General features: G+C 68.7%; 12 protein-coding genes and 1 pseudogene. 12 read left to right on the top strand and 1 reads right to left on the bottom strand.

The features are described from left to right. Window positions 1–110: 110 nt before the first annotated feature. The 12 genes and pseudogenes from ACWDU1_RS17795 to ACWDU1_RS17850 all read left to right on the top strand — a co-directional run. Entirely contained in the window at window positions 111–461 is a 351-nt protein-coding gene (locus ACWDU1_RS17795) for a cytidine deaminase (protein ID WP_449999739.1), read from the top strand. Further along, window positions 454–1,362: a GTPase Era gene (gene era / locus ACWDU1_RS17800; protein ID WP_449999741.1), complete on the top strand. Its 909-nt coding sequence runs from the start codon at window positions 454–456 to the stop codon at window positions 1,360–1,362. Before ACWDU1_RS17795 ends, era begins: the two co-directional genes overlap by 8 nt. A gap of 61 nt (window positions 1,363–1,423) precedes the next feature. Next, complete coding sequence (locus ACWDU1_RS17805) at window positions 1,424–2,734, top strand: isochorismatase family protein (protein WP_449999742.1); 1,311 nt, start codon at window positions 1,424–1,426, stop codon at window positions 2,732–2,734. Window positions 2,735–2,827: 93 nt separating this feature from the next. Continuing rightward, entirely contained in the window at window positions 2,828–4,318 is a 1,491-nt protein-coding gene (locus ACWDU1_RS17810; protein WP_449999744.1) for a serine/threonine-protein kinase, read from the top strand. 10 nt (window positions 4,319–4,328) lie between these two features. Beyond that, on the top strand, window positions 4,329–5,591 hold the full coding sequence (locus ACWDU1_RS17815) for a DUF7373 family lipoprotein (protein ID WP_449999746.1): 1,263 nt from the start codon (window positions 4,329–4,331) through the stop codon (window positions 5,589–5,591). A gap of 4 nt (window positions 5,592–5,595) precedes the next feature. Beyond that, the gene (locus tag ACWDU1_RS17820) at window positions 5,596–7,098 is read left to right on the top strand and encodes a serine/threonine-protein kinase (RefSeq protein WP_449999748.1); all 1,503 of its coding nucleotides are present in this window, start codon (window positions 5,596–5,598) and stop codon (window positions 7,096–7,098) included. A gap of 300 nt (window positions 7,099–7,398) precedes the next feature. Then, the gene (locus ACWDU1_RS17825) at window positions 7,399–8,940 is read left to right on the top strand and encodes a sensor histidine kinase (RefSeq protein ID WP_449999750.1); all 1,542 of its coding nucleotides are present in this window, start codon (window positions 7,399–7,401) and stop codon (window positions 8,938–8,940) included. 2 nt (window positions 8,941–8,942) lie between these two features. Beyond that, entirely contained in the window at window positions 8,943–9,356 is a 414-nt protein-coding gene (locus ACWDU1_RS17830) for a roadblock/LC7 domain-containing protein (protein WP_357422027.1), read from the top strand. Further along, window positions 9,353–9,712, top strand: coding sequence for a DUF742 domain-containing protein (locus ACWDU1_RS17835; RefSeq protein ID WP_449999751.1), 360 nt, complete (start codon window positions 9,353–9,355; stop codon window positions 9,710–9,712). The genes ACWDU1_RS17830 and ACWDU1_RS17835 overlap by 4 nt, the downstream gene beginning before the upstream one ends. Continuing rightward, window positions 9,693–10,313 (top strand): GTP-binding protein, encoded by a 621-nt coding sequence (locus ACWDU1_RS17840; protein ID WP_449999752.1) that lies wholly within the window; start codon window positions 9,693–9,695, stop codon window positions 10,311–10,313. The genes ACWDU1_RS17835 and ACWDU1_RS17840 overlap by 20 nt, the downstream gene beginning before the upstream one ends. Beyond that, the gene (locus tag ACWDU1_RS17845) at window positions 10,310–11,593 is read left to right on the top strand and encodes a cytochrome P450 (RefSeq protein ID WP_449999754.1); all 1,284 of its coding nucleotides are present in this window, start codon (window positions 10,310–10,312) and stop codon (window positions 11,591–11,593) included. Before ACWDU1_RS17840 ends, ACWDU1_RS17845 begins: the two co-directional genes overlap by 4 nt. Before the next feature lie 887 nt (window positions 11,594–12,480). Beyond that, window positions 12,481–12,669 (top strand): annotated as a pseudogene (locus ACWDU1_RS17850) (cytochrome P450); the annotation flags it as partial. Here ACWDU1_RS17850 and ACWDU1_RS17855 read toward each other — a convergent pair. Continuing rightward, the gene (locus ACWDU1_RS17855) at window positions 12,648–13,898 is read right to left on the bottom strand and encodes a DUF445 domain-containing protein (protein WP_449999755.1); all 1,251 of its coding nucleotides are present in this window, start codon (window positions 13,896–13,898) and stop codon (window positions 12,648–12,650) included. The pseudogene ACWDU1_RS17850 and the gene ACWDU1_RS17855 sit on opposite strands and share 22 nt — an antisense overlap. Between the last annotated feature and the right edge of the window lie 280 nt (window positions 13,899–14,178).

Here is a 14,178-nt window from a genome sequence, read left to right on the forward strand (position 1 = left end):
GGTCCGGGTGCACACCGTGGTGGTGGGCCGGGCACCGGAGCAGAATTCGGAAACCGATCCGGGATCGGAACGGGATCGCCCGTCCGCCCGGCACGACGAGGGAGCCGGCGATGAGTGAACTGGATACCGAGGACAACAAGCTGCTGGTACTGGCCCGGGGTGCGCTGGGGCGCACCGGTGGCTCGGGCGGCGCCGCGATTCGCGATACCGACGGCCGCACCTACGCCGCCGGTGAGGTCGGTTTGCAGGCGCTACGACTGACCGCCCTGCAGTCGGCGGTGGCGGCGGCGATCTCCAGCGGCGCGGAGGGCTTCGAGGCGGCCGTCGTGATCGGCGGGAAGTTCGCCGACGCCGGGGTCGCGGCGGTCCGCGAGGTCTCGGCCGGCGCCCGCATCATCTTCGCCGACGCCGCCGGGACGGTATTCGATATCGCCGAGGGTTACGAGGCCACCGATGCCTGACAAAGGCGAGTTCCGATCCGGTTTCGTCTGTTTCGTGGGCAGGCCCAACACCGGTAAATCGACGCTGACCAACGCTCTGGTGGGCGCGAAGATCGCGATAACCAGTTCGCGCCCGCAGACCACCCGGCACACCATCCGCGGCATCGTGCACCGCGAGCACACCCAGCTGATCCTGGTGGACACCCCCGGCCTGCACCGGCCCCGGACGCTGCTGGGCCAGCGTCTCAACGATCTCGTGCGCGACACCTACTCCGAAGTGGATGTGATCGCGCTGTGCATCCCGGCCGACGAGAAGATCGGCCCGGGCGATCGGTGGATCGTGCAGCAGGTGCGGCAGATGGCGCCCAAGACCACCCTGATCGGTGTGGTCACCAAGATCGACAAGGTGAGCAAGGACCAGATCGCCCGCCAGCTCATGGCCGTTTCCGAGCTGCTCGGTCCGGAGACCGATGTGATCCCGGTGTCGGCGACCAAGGGGGAGCAGATCGAGGTGCTGGTGGACGTGGTCGCCACCAAGATGCCGCCCGGGCCCGCCTTCTATCCCGACGGTGAGCTCACCGACGAGCCCGAGGAAACCCTGATGGCCGAGCTCATCCGGGAAGCGGCGCTGGAAGGGGTCCGCGACGAACTGCCGCACTCGCTGGCGGTGGTGATCGAGGAGATCTTGCCCTACGAGGAGCGCGAGGACATGCTCGATGTGCATGCGCTGCTGTATGTGGAACGACCGAGCCAGAAGGCCATCGTCATCGGTAAGGGTGGCGCCCGGCTGAAGGAGGTCGGAACGAACGCGCGCAAGCAGATCGAACACATCCTCGGCACCCGGATCTATCTGAACCTGCACGTGAAGGTCGCCAAGGATTGGCAGCGCGATCCCAAACAGCTGGGCAAACTCGGCTTCTGATCCCGGGCTGCGCGATCGCGGCGCCGGAGTTCCTGTCGGAGCCGTCTGCGAAGCTGTGGCAATGCTGCCGGCTGCCCGCGTCGTGTCCGATCTCGTCTCCTCGATCGCGCCGGTCGACGAGACCGAACAGGCGCATCTGGCCGAGGCCGCCCGCTGGGTGCACGGCACCGGCGATCTCTTCCGCCGCCGGAAGCCGGATGTGCCGCCGCGCCATCTGGTTTCATACATCGCGGTGGTCGATCCGGAGCGAACCGCCGTGTATCTGGTGGATCACCGCAAAGCAGGTCTGTGGTTGCCGCCGGGCGGACATGTCGAACCCGGGGAGCATCCGGTCCGCACCGCGTGCCGCGAAATCGAGGAAGAACTCGGTATCACTGTCGATCTCACCGCGATGACCGAACCGCTCTTTCTCACGATCACCACCACGGTCGGGGTCCACGGCGGCCACGAGGACGTCAGCCTCTGGTATGTGGTCACCGTCGATCGCGATACCGCTTTCACTCTCGACCCCACCGAGTTCCGCGACGGCCGGTGGTGGAGTATCGACGAGATCGGCGCGGCCGACCCGGCGCTGTTCGATCCGCATCTCGGCCGGTTCCTGGCGAAATTGCGCGGCGACGCCCGATCGCTGCACGCATGGCGTATCGAGGAGCGGGAATACGCGCGGCAGGACGCCCGCCGCGGCCGCCGGTTCGCCTATCCGGACCTCGATCCCCGGCGTACGGCGCTGGTCGTGATCGATATGGTACCGATGCACGTATCGGAGAACGCCTACTGCCGCGGCATCGTGCCCGGTATCAACCGGCTCGCCGGGGCGCTGCGGGCGGTGGGCGGGACGGTCGCCTGGGTCGTCCCCGAACCCGGCGAGCCCACTCCGCACGCGGTCGAGTTCTTCGGCCCGCGGGTGGCCCGGCTGTTCAGCGGTTCGGGTGTGACGGAAACTCCGGAGCAGCGGATATGGCCCGAACTCAAGATCCGCGAGCATGATCTGTTCGTCGAGAAATCCGCCTACAGCGCCTTCTTTCCCGGCCGCTGCCCACTACCCGAACTGCTCGGAGAACGGGGCATCGATACCGTGCTGATCACGGGAACGGTCACCGATGTGTGCTGTTCGGCGTCGGCGCGCGATGCGAGCACCCGGGGGTTCCGGGTGATCATGGTGGCCGACGCGAACGCGGCCCGCCGCGATCGGGACCACAATGCCACGCTGCACACCATCTACCGTTCGTTCGGCGATGTGCGTCCGGTGGCGGAAGTGGTGCGAATGATCGAGGCCGGACCCGCACTACCGGAGACCGGCGCCGACGCCCGGCCCGTCCCGGGCACCCGCGGTGTGGCCCCGCCGGTGGAGCATCGGCCGCACCAGGTGTGACAACAGGTCGCGAGCCCGGCGGTCGGGGTATCGTTTCTCCGCGTAGCGCCGAAAGGGTCTCGGCGTGAGCGCTTTTGCGGAGGTGTCGCGCCGGTGGAGATCGTCGCAGGTATGGACTTCGCCGGTTATCGGATCGAGCGTCGGCTCGGTTCGGGCGGTATGGGGACGGTTTTCCTGGTCCACCATCCTCGGCTGCCGCGAAGGGACGCGCTGAAGGTACTTTCCACCGCCCACGCCGAGGACGCCGAGTTCCGGAGCAGGTTCCTGCGCGAGGCCGAGATCGCGGCCCGGCTGCAGCATCCGAACCTCGTAGCCGTCCGTGACCGGGGGGAAACCGACGGTGTGCTGTGGATCGCGATGCAGTACGTCGCGGGCACCGATGCCGCCGAACTGGTCCGGCGCGCGTCCGGCGGGCTCGGGGTGGCGCGTGCCGTGTCGATCGTCGCGTACGCCGCTCTCGGTCTGGACGAGATCCATCGCGCCGGTCTGCTGCACCGTGATGTGAAACCGGCGAACATCCTGGTATCCGCCTCCTACGACGGCTCCGAGCGTGTTCTGGTCACCGATTTCGGGATAGCGCGGCAGATGCAGGATACGGCCTCGCTGGCCGAGAGCGGCAGTGTCACCGCCACTCTGGCCTACGCCGCACCCGAGCAGCTCAACGGCGAGCGCACCGACCCGCGGGCCGATGTGTACGCGCTCGGCTGCACGCTGTACCAATTGCTGACCGGGCGGGTGCCGTTCCCGCGCGATACCCCGGCGGCGGTCATATATTCGCACCTCTACGAGCCGCCGCCCCGCCCGTCGGAGGCGGCCCCGGGTATTCCACCCGGGTTCGACGCGGTGATCGCCACGGCGCTGGCCAAGAATCCGGCGGACCGCTACCCGAGTTGTGGTGCCCTGGCCGCAGCGGCCGAGGCGGCGTCGGTTGCCCAGCCTGACGCGGTGCCGTCACGCGTACCGCGACGATTACTCGTGGGCGCGCTGGTGTGTGTGGCAGCGCTGATCGCTGTTGTGTCGGTGGTGCTCGGTACGCGGGACGACGGTGACGCGGCGGCGGAATCGGCGCCGGGTATCGATCCGGCCATGAGTATCAACGCCGCGGAGTGGGGCGCCTACGCCTATATGGCGCAGACGTTCCCGGCGCTGCTCCCCCCGGTTCCTCCGGGGGTGGGTTACCAGGAGCTGGCGACTTGTATCGTGCTGGACAAGGAGAACCGGGGAAGTCTTCCCGTGCACGCCCTCGACACCCCGGAGCCCGTGGGATCGGTGTTGTGCGCCGGGAACAACGATCCGGCGAAATGGGTGGTCGTCACCTGCAACGCGGATCGTTCTCCCATCGGGCCCGAGCCGGAAACCTTTCAGGTAGAGGGAAGCGAGAAGTGGAGTCGCGCGTCCGGTTCGGGCAATCTGCACTGGGGACGTATCCCGCCGGAGGTCAGGGTCACGAATCTGGCTCCGGGTGGCGGTTATCTGCACATCTACTTCGACGACGCGGCACGCAACTTCTGCCGTATCGAAGTGGTGGCCGAGGTATCGGGCACCGAGTTGCGTGACAGGTGGTGGGCCGATGCGCCGTTGTGACGCACGGGGAATGCGAATTCCGCGCCGGACCCGTCACCGCCGATCACGGGGCCCCGGGCGGTTCCTGCTGTCCGCCCTCGTATCGGCGGCCCTGGTGGCGACGCCGGGTTGTACCGTGGCCGGCCGCCCGGTTCCCGACTTCCCGGACCCCACCGCGCTGGATATCGGGGAATACAGTGTCGAACCCCTGATCGAACCCGCGGTGCACGATCCGGAGTACGGCCGGGTGATCGAGTCCATGAGGATGGCGGAGGCGGTCGTGCGCCCCCAGGAGGCCGACGCCGCGTTGCGGTACCCCTACGGTGTCGGCATCGTTCCGGTGCCGACACCGGTCAAGGCCTCGGTGCTGCTGGCGGACGCCGTTCGGGACGTGCTGCACCGCGACGAGTTACTGGCGGGCATCGCGGTGAACGGAACGAGTAACGAGCTCCGCATCCCGCCGCGGACAGGTGCCGATCGATTCCTGCAGATCATGCTGCTCCGGTTCCCCGACGACGGATCCGCCACCCGGGCCGCGGCGGATATCGACAGCCGGGATGCCGCTGTCAGCCGCGACAATGTCGGCGTTCCGGTGCCGGGGTACAGCGCCGCGCACGCGCACTGGCGACCCGGCGTTCCGACGGTGGCGGCCACTCTGGCCCACGGACCGTTCGTGGTCCACGTGCTGGCCGGTCACACCGCCCCGGATCTCGCCGCGCTGACGGCGCTGGTTCGGGGGACCTTCGACCAGCAGTTACCCAGGCTGGACGATTTCGACCCTACGCCGCGGGAGAAACTCGCCGGACTGCCGCTCGACTCCTCGGGGATGCTCCGGCTGATGGTGCCGCAGGCGCCGGGGCGCTGGCCGATGCCCGCGGTGACGCTGAACGACAAGGACCAAGTGGCGGGCTGGGGCTTCCTCGAGGGGCACGGGATCGTGTTCGGCCCTCGTGGCGGTGCGCACTACCTGGGAAGGGGGTCGGAGTCCGGGCCCGAATCGGTCGCGATCAACGGCTACAACGTGCTGGCTCGCTACCCCGACCCCGCGACCGCGCGTGAGCGTTTCGAGCGGGCGGTGGCCGAGGACGCGGTGGATACGACTGTGCGCACGACCGAAGTACCGACCGGGCTGCGCGATGTCAGCTGCCGCCGCGTGCTCGGGGACAGTTCGTGGGCGAACACGTACTGCCGGGTGGTGCACGGGCGGTACCAGGCCATGGTCTTCGGCCGGGTCGCCGAGGACGTGCGGCACAAGGGCCTGGCCCAATACGGATTGCTGATGGGGCACGGGTAGCGCGATGGCGGACACGCTGCGGCCCGGCGAGATCTTCGCCGGTTATCTGATCGAGAACGTGCTGGGTGTGGGCGGGATGGGCACGGTCTATGTCGCGCGGCACCCGCGGCTGCCGCGCCGCGAGGCACTGAAGGTCCTGTCCCGTGAGTTTCGCGGCGATCCGGAATTCCATGCCCGGTTCCTGCGCGAAGCGGAACTCGCGGCCCGGCTGGACCATCCCAATATCGTCGCCGTCCACGATCGCGGGATAGCCGACGGTCTGCCGTGGATCGCGATGCAGTATGTCGAGGGCGTCGATGTGGCCGGCCTGATACGCCGGAATCCGGCCGGGCTGCCGGTCGACGGCGTACTCCACATCATCGGCAGTGTGGCGTGGGGACTGGACGCGGCCCATCGGGCCGGGATGGTGCACCGGGATGTGAAACCGGCGAATATTCTCCTCGAGCACCGCCCGGGCCGCCCCGATCAGGTCTACATTTCGGATTTCGGTATCGGCCGCGGCGCAGATCAGACGACGCTCACCGCCCCCGGTTCGGTGCTCGGGACCCTGGCCTACGCCGCGCCGGAGCAGATCACCGGCTACGCAGTCGACCATCGGGCCGACGTGTATGCCCTCGGGGTCACGCTCTACGAAATGCTGACCGGATCGAAACCGTTCCGGGGGCCGGGGCTCGCGGAGTTGATGCGCGCGCATCTGGAACAGCCGCCGCCGCGGCCGAGCGCGGTGGTGCCGGGACTGCCGCCGGCCATCGACCGGGTGCTCGCCGTCGCGATGGCGAAGAACCCGGCGGATCGGTTTCCGTCCTGCGGGATGCTGGCCCGGGCGGCCGCCGCCGCGTTCGGCCACGAGACCCCCGGCCATCGGCCGGAGTTACCGCCCGTCGCGGCCCCGCCGACTGCCCGGAGAGCGGTGAGCCGCGGCCGGATGCCGGTTCTGGCCCTCGGTGCGCTGATCGCCGCGCTCGCGCTCGCCGCGGTGGTCGCGATCCGGTACCTCCCGGCCGCCGATGACGCGGGCCGGGCCGCTCCGGGCACGACCACCGCGGCGACGCTGTCGTGGGGGCACTATCAGTACATGGTCGATGCGCTGCCGGGACTGCTCCCGGACAGCCCGGTCGGCAGCGGGCACCAGGGGATCCGATGTAACCCGCAGAGTACGCAGTCGCAGCCGGTGGAACTGGGTAAGGCGCCGGGGCCGGTGAGTGTTCTCTACTGCACCGGTGACCGCAATCCGCTGCGGGTCGTGGACGTCATGTGTAAGACCGATCGTTCACCCGCGAAGATCGTGCCGCTCGCCGAGGGCGAGGACGGTGTGGTGGTCGGCGCGGAGGAATGGGTCGGCGCCTCGAGCCGCGGGCGGGTCGTCCTGATCGATCTCAGTGAGCAGCAGGGGGAACTGCGAATCCAATTCGACGACCCCTATCGGGATTTCTGCCTCGTGACGGTTTACGGAGGTACCTCCGGCCGTGACCTGTACGACAGATGGTGGTCACTCAAACCGTTCTGAGTATGGACTCGACCGCATATGGTGCCCGGCATCGCGCCGGAGTGCCTGTCGTGGTGATCCGACCGTGCGGCATTCCGGATCGGCTTGTCCGGGTTTCGTTCCGGACACCGAGTGTTAGCTGAGCTTTAGCTTACTCGAGTGGCGGACGTTGGACCAGACCGATATGCTACGGCCGGTACCCGAATTGACCGGAGCGAAACCACTTTTCATCCGACGATTCGGTAACGGACACGATGGGGTGTCGGATGCGGGCTCGGCGTTGGGTCGGCAGGACGAAGCGCGAGCGGGGGTACCCGACCTATGTACGAATCGGGGGCGTCGGCCCCGGCCGGACGAGCCGGCCGCCCGCCCTGGGCTGCGCCGGCCCTGGCGCTGGGCGTCTCGGTCACAGTGGGTGTGGGGGTGCTGTGCGGCGCCGTGCTCTCGGTGGCGCCGGCCGACCGCCTTGTCACGGCCGTCTGGATCTCCCTCACCGTGGTGGCCGCGTGCACCGCCGTCACCACCGCGGTGTACTTCCGCGGGTTGATCGGCGCCGAACAGCTCCGCGCCGACGATGCCGTCGCACTGGTCGCCCGTGAGCAGGCCCGCACCGCCGCCGCCGAACAGAAGGTCCTCGCGGAGCAGGAGGCCACCGCGGCCGCCGAGCGGCGCCGCTCGGCCGCCATCGCGGCCCTCGCCAACGCGGCGGGCCGGATGCAGGCGATGACCACCAGCATGCTGGCCGAACTGCAGGATCTCGAACACCGGTACGCCGATCAGGCGGTACTCGCCGATCTGCTGAAACTCGATCACGCGACGGCCCAGGCGGGTCGCCTCGCCGACAGTATCGCCATCCTCAGCGGGGCGCGGACCGGCCGCCGCTGGGCCAAACCGATTGTGATGGAACGCGTTCTGCGCGCCTCCATCGGCCGGGTCGGCGGATACCAGCGGGTGCGGATGCGGGCGATCGCCGATATCGCCATCGCCGGGCACGCCGCCGAAGGTGTCATCCACGCCCTGTCCGAACTCGTCGACAACGCCTGCCGGTTCTCCCCGCCCACCACCGAGGTACACATCTACGCCGCGGAACTGCCCGCGGGTGTGGCGGTGACCATCGAGGACAGTGGTCTGGTGATGAGCGAATCCTCGCTGCGCCGGGCCCAGACGACGGTCTCCGGCGCGGAAACCGAGGCATCCGAGGGACTTTCCTCGTTGAACGGCACCCGGTTCGGACTGGCGGTGGTCGGGCGGCTGGCGCGTAAGCACGGACTCACGGTCAGCTACCGGCCGTCGGCGATCGGCGGGACCGCCGCGGTGGTGATGATCCCGCGGGAACTCACCGCGCGTATCGAACCGCCCACTCCCGCCGCCCTGCCCGCCGGGCATACCGCCGGCCAGGCCGGGCTTCCGCCGGGCACCGCCACCGATTCGGGCTCCTTCGCCGCGCTCACCGAGACCGGGTCGCGCTATCGCACCCTGCATACCAGCGGCGACGCGCTCGCGATGTTCGGCCCGGATCCGGACTCGACCGGCCGGCACAGTTCCGGCCGGTTCCCGGTGATCTCCGCACCGGAAACGGACGCGACCACCACCACCGTGCTGCCCAAGCGGCGCCGGGGCAGCACCCTGGCGGCCGCCCACCCCGAGGGTCTGCCCGACCCCGACGCTTTCGACGGTGATCCCCAGCAGGATTCGCCCGCGAAACACCGATCGACAGCTTCCTCGCTGGGGGCGTTCCAGCGCGCGGTCACCGGCCGCGCCGACGAATCCCAGCCGTTCGGCGGACCGATCCAATCACCCGGCAACGGCGCCGCGCGATTGTCCCGTCATTCCATGACAACCGACCGGGAGAACGATCGATGACGATGACATCGGATCCAGCGCAACTGGATTGGCTGCTGCAGCGGCTACTCAGCGAAACCGCGGGTGCGCGGCACGCGGTACTGCTGGCGGCGGACGGAATCCAGATGTGCCATACCGCCGGGTTGACCATGGATCAGGCCGATCGCCTCGCCGCCATCGCCTCGGGCGTGCAGGCACTGGCCGGTAGCGCCTCCGCGGAATTCGGCAACGGGCGCGGCGGGGTACGCCAGTCGATGACCGAGTTCTACGGCGGGATCCTGTTCATCGTCGGCGCCGGAGCGGGCGCGCAGATCGCGGTATTGGCCGATGACGATGCCGACGCCGGACTGGTCGGTGCCCAGATGGCGGCGCTGATCGAGCAGGTCGGTGAGTATCTGTCCGCACCGCCGCGGGGGAGCCGAGCGAGACTGCTGTGAACCGCCCCGGCCGCGACGACGAGCCCGACCGTTTCTACACGCTGACCGGTGGACGCGCCGCCCCGACCACCGACGAATTCGATCCGGTCACCCTGGTGGTGAGCGAATGCGATCCGGCCGCGGCCATGCAGCACGAACATATGGCCATTCTGGCGATATGCCGGCAGCCGACCGCGGTGGTGGAGATCGCGGCCGAACTGCGGTTGCCGATCGGTATCGCGACAGTGCTGGTCGCGGATCTGCTGCACGCGGGAAAGGTCACCGTCCGCCATCCCGAGCTCGCCACGGGCGCGCACGGTGACACGTTCGATATCGACATGCTCGAGAAGGTGCTAGTTGGACTCCGTAGCCTTTGACGCCCGCCCGACTCGCGCCCGGGCACCCCTGCACAGCTCCGTGCGGCATGCGCTGAAGATCGTCGTCGTCGGCGGTTTCGGCGTGGGTAAGACCACGATGGTGCGCGCGGTCAGCGAGATCCAGCCGCTGGACACCGAGGCGGTGATGACCAACGCGGGCGTCGGCGTCGACGATCTGACCGGCATATCCGGGAAGACGACCACCACTGTCGCCTTCGATTTCGGGCGGATCAGCCTCGGTGCCGAATACGTGCTCTACGTCTTCGGCGCTCCCGGCCAGGAACGGTTCTGGTTCCTGTGGGACCGGCTGTTCACGGGCACACTGGGCGCGGTGGTGCTGGTGGATCCCCGCCGGATCAGCGATTCCTGGTATGCCATCGACCGTCTCGAATACCAGGGCACCCCGTTCGTGGTGGCCTGCAACTCCTTCGAACCGATTCCGCCGGCGCTGGACGAGGTCCGCGACGCGCTCGACCTGGACCCGCAGGTGCCGCTCTTCGCCACCGACGCGCGGTCCCGGGAGTCGAGCAAACAGGTACTGATCGGGCTCGTGGAACACCTCATCGAGCGGCAGACACCACCGGCGGAGGTGGGCTCATGACCCGGGCCGGCCACCACGCCGGAGTCTCCGCGGCGGGCTGTCCGGTGGGCCCGTCGGGGGCGGTGCTGCTGGAGGGGCCGGGTTTCCACACCGATCCCGCGCTGCTCTATACCCGGATGCGGACGGACTACGGGGCGGTCGTCGCGGTGGAACTCGTCGGCGGAATCCCCGCCTGGCTGGTGATCGGTTACCGGGAACTGCATCAGGTCACCACCGACGGCCTGCTGTTCCCCCGGGATTCGAGTCTGTGGAATCAGTGGCCGGCGATCCCGACGGACTGGCCGCTGCTGCCGATGGTCGGGCGGCCGCAGCCCGGGATCTACTTCACGGCGGGCGCCGCGCACGCCCGGCATGTGGGCCTGGTCGAGCCCGCGCTGGAATCGGTGGATCCGTTCGCGCTGCGGACCGCCTGTGAACATCTGGCCGACAGCCTGATCGACCGGTTCTGCGGCCGCGGTCACGCCGATGTGGTGAAGGAGTTCGCGGAACTGCTCCCGGTGCTCACGCTCGCCTGGATCATGGGCGTCCCGGAATCCGACGGGCCCTACCTCGCACAGACCATGCAGGCGCTGTGCGACGGCGGACCCGAAGCGCCCGCCGCCTACCAGCGGTTCGTCGAATACATGCAGCAGCTGCTGGCGCAGAAGAAGACCGAACCCGGACAGGACCTGGTATCGCGGATGCTGGCCCATCCCGAGCCGTTCGCCGACGAAGAGTACGTCCTGAACATGCAGTCGGTCACCGCGGCCGGGCATCTGCCGACCGCCGACTGGATCGGCAACTCGATCCGGCTGATGCTGGTGGACGACCGCTTCGCCGCGGCCTTCGGCGCCGCCCGGCACAGTATCGGGCAGGCGATGACCGAGGTGCTGTGGGAGGACACCCCCACCCAGATCCTGGCCGGCCGCTGGGTCGCCCGCGATTCCCGGCTCGGCGAGGTGCTGGTGCGGCGCGGCGATATGCTGCTGCTCGGCCTGGCGGCGGCCAACTCCGATCCGCATATCCGCCAGTACAGCGGGCACGGCGCCGATCCCGCCCATTCCGGCAATGCCGCGCATTTCGCGTTCGGCCACGGCGAATACCGCTGCCCCTACCCGGCCCAGCAGATCGCCGAGATCATCGCCCGCACCGGTATCGAGGTGCTCCTCGACCGGCTGCCGGACCTGGACCTGGCGGTGCCGGCCGAATCCCTGGTGCGGCGGCCCTCACCGTTCCTGCGCGGATTCACTTCTCTACCGGTCGTTTTCACACCCGTTCCCGCTGTTGGAGGTGGCTCGTGAGCCAGCAATGCCCGCATACCGCGGCCCTGACCATCGACCCCATGGTCGCCGATCTCGCGGGCGAGACCCGGACCCTGTGCGAGGGTCCGGAGCTCACGAAGATCGAACTGCTCGGTGCGCCCGCCTGGACCGTCACCCGGCACAATCTGGCCCGCCGGCTGCTCACCGACACCCGCCTGGTCAAAGACCACAAGCAGTGGAATCTGTGGCAGTCCGGGGCCGTCACCCGGGAGTGGCCGCTGATCGGGATGATCGACGCCGGCCGCTCCATGTTCACCGTCGACGGCGCCGAACACCGCCGGCTGCGCATCAAGACCACACGCGCGCTGGCGCCGCGCCGGCTGGGCGAACTGCGCCCGAAGATCGAGCAGTTCACCGCGGAACTCCTCGACGACCTGGCCGCGGCGGCGGCCGGTGGCGACGCCGTCGACCTCAAGCAGATATTCGCCTACCCGCTGCCGATGCGGGTGGTCAGCGAACTCATGGGCGTGCCCCGCGGCGACCACACCATGCTGCTGGAGTCGTACAAGAAGTTCTTCTCCCTGCTCACACCGCACGACGAGCGGATGCGGGTCTTCGCCGAACTCGACGAGTACTACACCGGGCTCATCAAGGAGAAAACCGCCCACCCCGCCGACGACCTGACCTCCGATTTCATCCACGACGTCGCCGAGGGCGAAACCCCGCTCACCGAAGCCGAAGTGCACGGCAACCTCAAAGCCCTGGTCGCGGCGGGCCACGAAACCACCGTCAGCCTCATCATCACCACCACCCGGGCCCTGCTCGCGAACCCGGAACAGCTCGCGGCCGTCCGCAGCGGCGACCGCACCTGGGAAGAGGCGATCGAGGAAACCCTGCGCTGGGACGGCCCCGTCATCCACCTGCTGATGCGGTTCGCCACCGAGGACATCACGGTCGGCGATCGCACCATCGAGAAGGGCGACGGGGTGGTCATGTCCTACCGGGCCATCGGCCGCGACCGCGACCTGCACGGCGAGGACGCGGACACCTTCGACATCACCCGCCCGACGGCCAACCGCAACATCTCCTTCGGCTACGGCCCGCATATCTGCCCCGGCGCCGCCCTGGCCCGGCTGGAGGCGACGATCGCGGTACCGGCACTGTTCGAGCGGTTCCCCGATATCCGCAGCGCGATGCCGATCAGCGAGCTGGGCAACCTCCCCGTCCTCACCCAGAACGACTTCTTACTGGCCTCCTCCGCGTCCCAGCGGGCGACGGTATCGGTCACGATGGTGGCGATCTCGTCGGCGTAGTTGGCGGCCAGATAGCGAGCGCCGCGCTCGATCCATCCGTCGATCTTCGTCCGCGTCTCGGTATCGTCGCGCAACCGCTCACCCAGCTGCTGGACGTTCTCACAGACCTTGCGGCGCAACGTGCTGTCGGGATCGTCGGCCGATTCCAGGATCAGGCGTTTGGCCGCCCGCCACGTCGCCTCGGCCAGACCGGTGATCTCCTCCCGGCCCATGATCTCGGTCTTGATCCGCTCGGCCTTGGCGATCATCGTCTCGTCGTACTGCAGATCGTGCGCGAACTCCTCCAGGAACCGGTTCGCCGCCAGCCGGACCTCGTGATCGGGCGTGGACCGCACCTTCCAGGTGAACTCGACCAGCTCCCGGTACACCTTCTCCGACAACAACACATTCACGAACTTCGGCGCCCACTGCGGCGCCTCACCCATCACGATCCGATCGACGGTCTCCTGACTGCCCAGCGCCCACTGATGCGCCCGCTCGGCGAGCAGATCCAGCAGCGGCAGCTGCCGGTTGTCGGCCAGCAATTCCGCCAGCACCCGGCCGATCGGCGGACCCCACTGGGGTTCGGCGATCCGCTTCACGATGGTGTTGTCGATCACCTGCTCGACATCCTCGTCCCGCAGCGCACCGACCACCGCGCGCAGAATCGTCGAACTCTCGTCCGCCACCCGGGCCGCGTTCCCCGGAACCGCCATCCACCTGCCCATCCGCCACGGAATCTGCGCGGAATTCACCTTCGCCGTCACCACCTCCGGCGACAGGAAGTTGGTGCCGACGAAATCACCCAGACTCGCCCCCAGCTGGTCCTTCTTCCGGCGGATGATCGCGGTATGCGGAATCGGCAGCCCCAGCGGATGCCGGAACAGCGCCGTCACCGCGAACCAGTCGGCCAGCGCGCCCACCATCCCCGCCTCCGACGCCGCCCGCACATACCCGACCCAATCCCCCGCCCCACCCCGCGACTCCACCCACCGGCACACCAGATAGATCACCGTCGCCACAGCCAGCAGACCGGTCGCGACAGCCTTCATCCGCCGCAGGTCACGCTTCTTGGCGGCCTCGTCGGTCAGGGTGGCGAAAACGCCCGGAGTCTCCGCCGGGCCGCCCGGTGCGGCCCCGGGAGCGGACTCGAGCACCGAACTACTACCGGTCGGTTTCTGCATGAGGTTCATTCTGCCTGTAATTTCGGAGCGCCCCTCCGCGAAGGTCAGTTGGGAGGTGCCCCACCGCGAAGGGCGGGTTGGATCAGCACTGATCCGGAACCGGTGACCGGCCGCCGCCCCAGCGCGGGCGCGACGAGTTCGACGGTAT

This window comes from Nocardia sp. NPDC003345 (genome assembly GCF_053589395.1).

What these genes read in the sequence shown, in the direction of transcription:
- ACWDU1_RS17795 (WP_449999739.1), top strand. Translation starts at nt 111, where the DNA reads ATGAGTGAACTGGATACCGAGGACAACAAGCTGCTGGTACTGGCCCGG.
- era (WP_449999741.1), top strand. Translation starts at nt 454, where the DNA reads ATGCCTGACAAAGGCGAGTTCCGATCCGGTTTCGTCTGTTTCGTGGGC.
- ACWDU1_RS17805 (WP_449999742.1), top strand. Translation starts at nt 1,424, where the DNA reads ATGCTGCCGGCTGCCCGCGTCGTGTCCGATCTCGTCTCCTCGATCGCG.
- ACWDU1_RS17815 (WP_449999746.1), top strand. Translation starts at nt 4,329, where the DNA reads ATGCGAATTCCGCGCCGGACCCGTCACCGCCGATCACGGGGCCCCGGG.
- ACWDU1_RS17820 (WP_449999748.1), top strand. Translation starts at nt 5,596, where the DNA reads ATGGCGGACACGCTGCGGCCCGGCGAGATCTTCGCCGGTTATCTGATC.
- ACWDU1_RS17825 (WP_449999750.1), top strand. Translation starts at nt 7,399, where the DNA reads ATGTACGAATCGGGGGCGTCGGCCCCGGCCGGACGAGCCGGCCGCCCG.
- ACWDU1_RS17830 (WP_357422027.1), top strand. Translation starts at nt 8,943, where the DNA reads ATGACATCGGATCCAGCGCAACTGGATTGGCTGCTGCAGCGGCTACTC.
- ACWDU1_RS17845 (WP_449999754.1), top strand. Translation starts at nt 10,310, where the DNA reads ATGACCCGGGCCGGCCACCACGCCGGAGTCTCCGCGGCGGGCTGTCCG.
- ACWDU1_RS17855 (WP_449999755.1), bottom strand. Translation starts at nt 13,898, where the DNA reads ATGAAGGCTGTCGCGACCGGTCTGCTGGCTGTGGCGACGGTGATCTAT.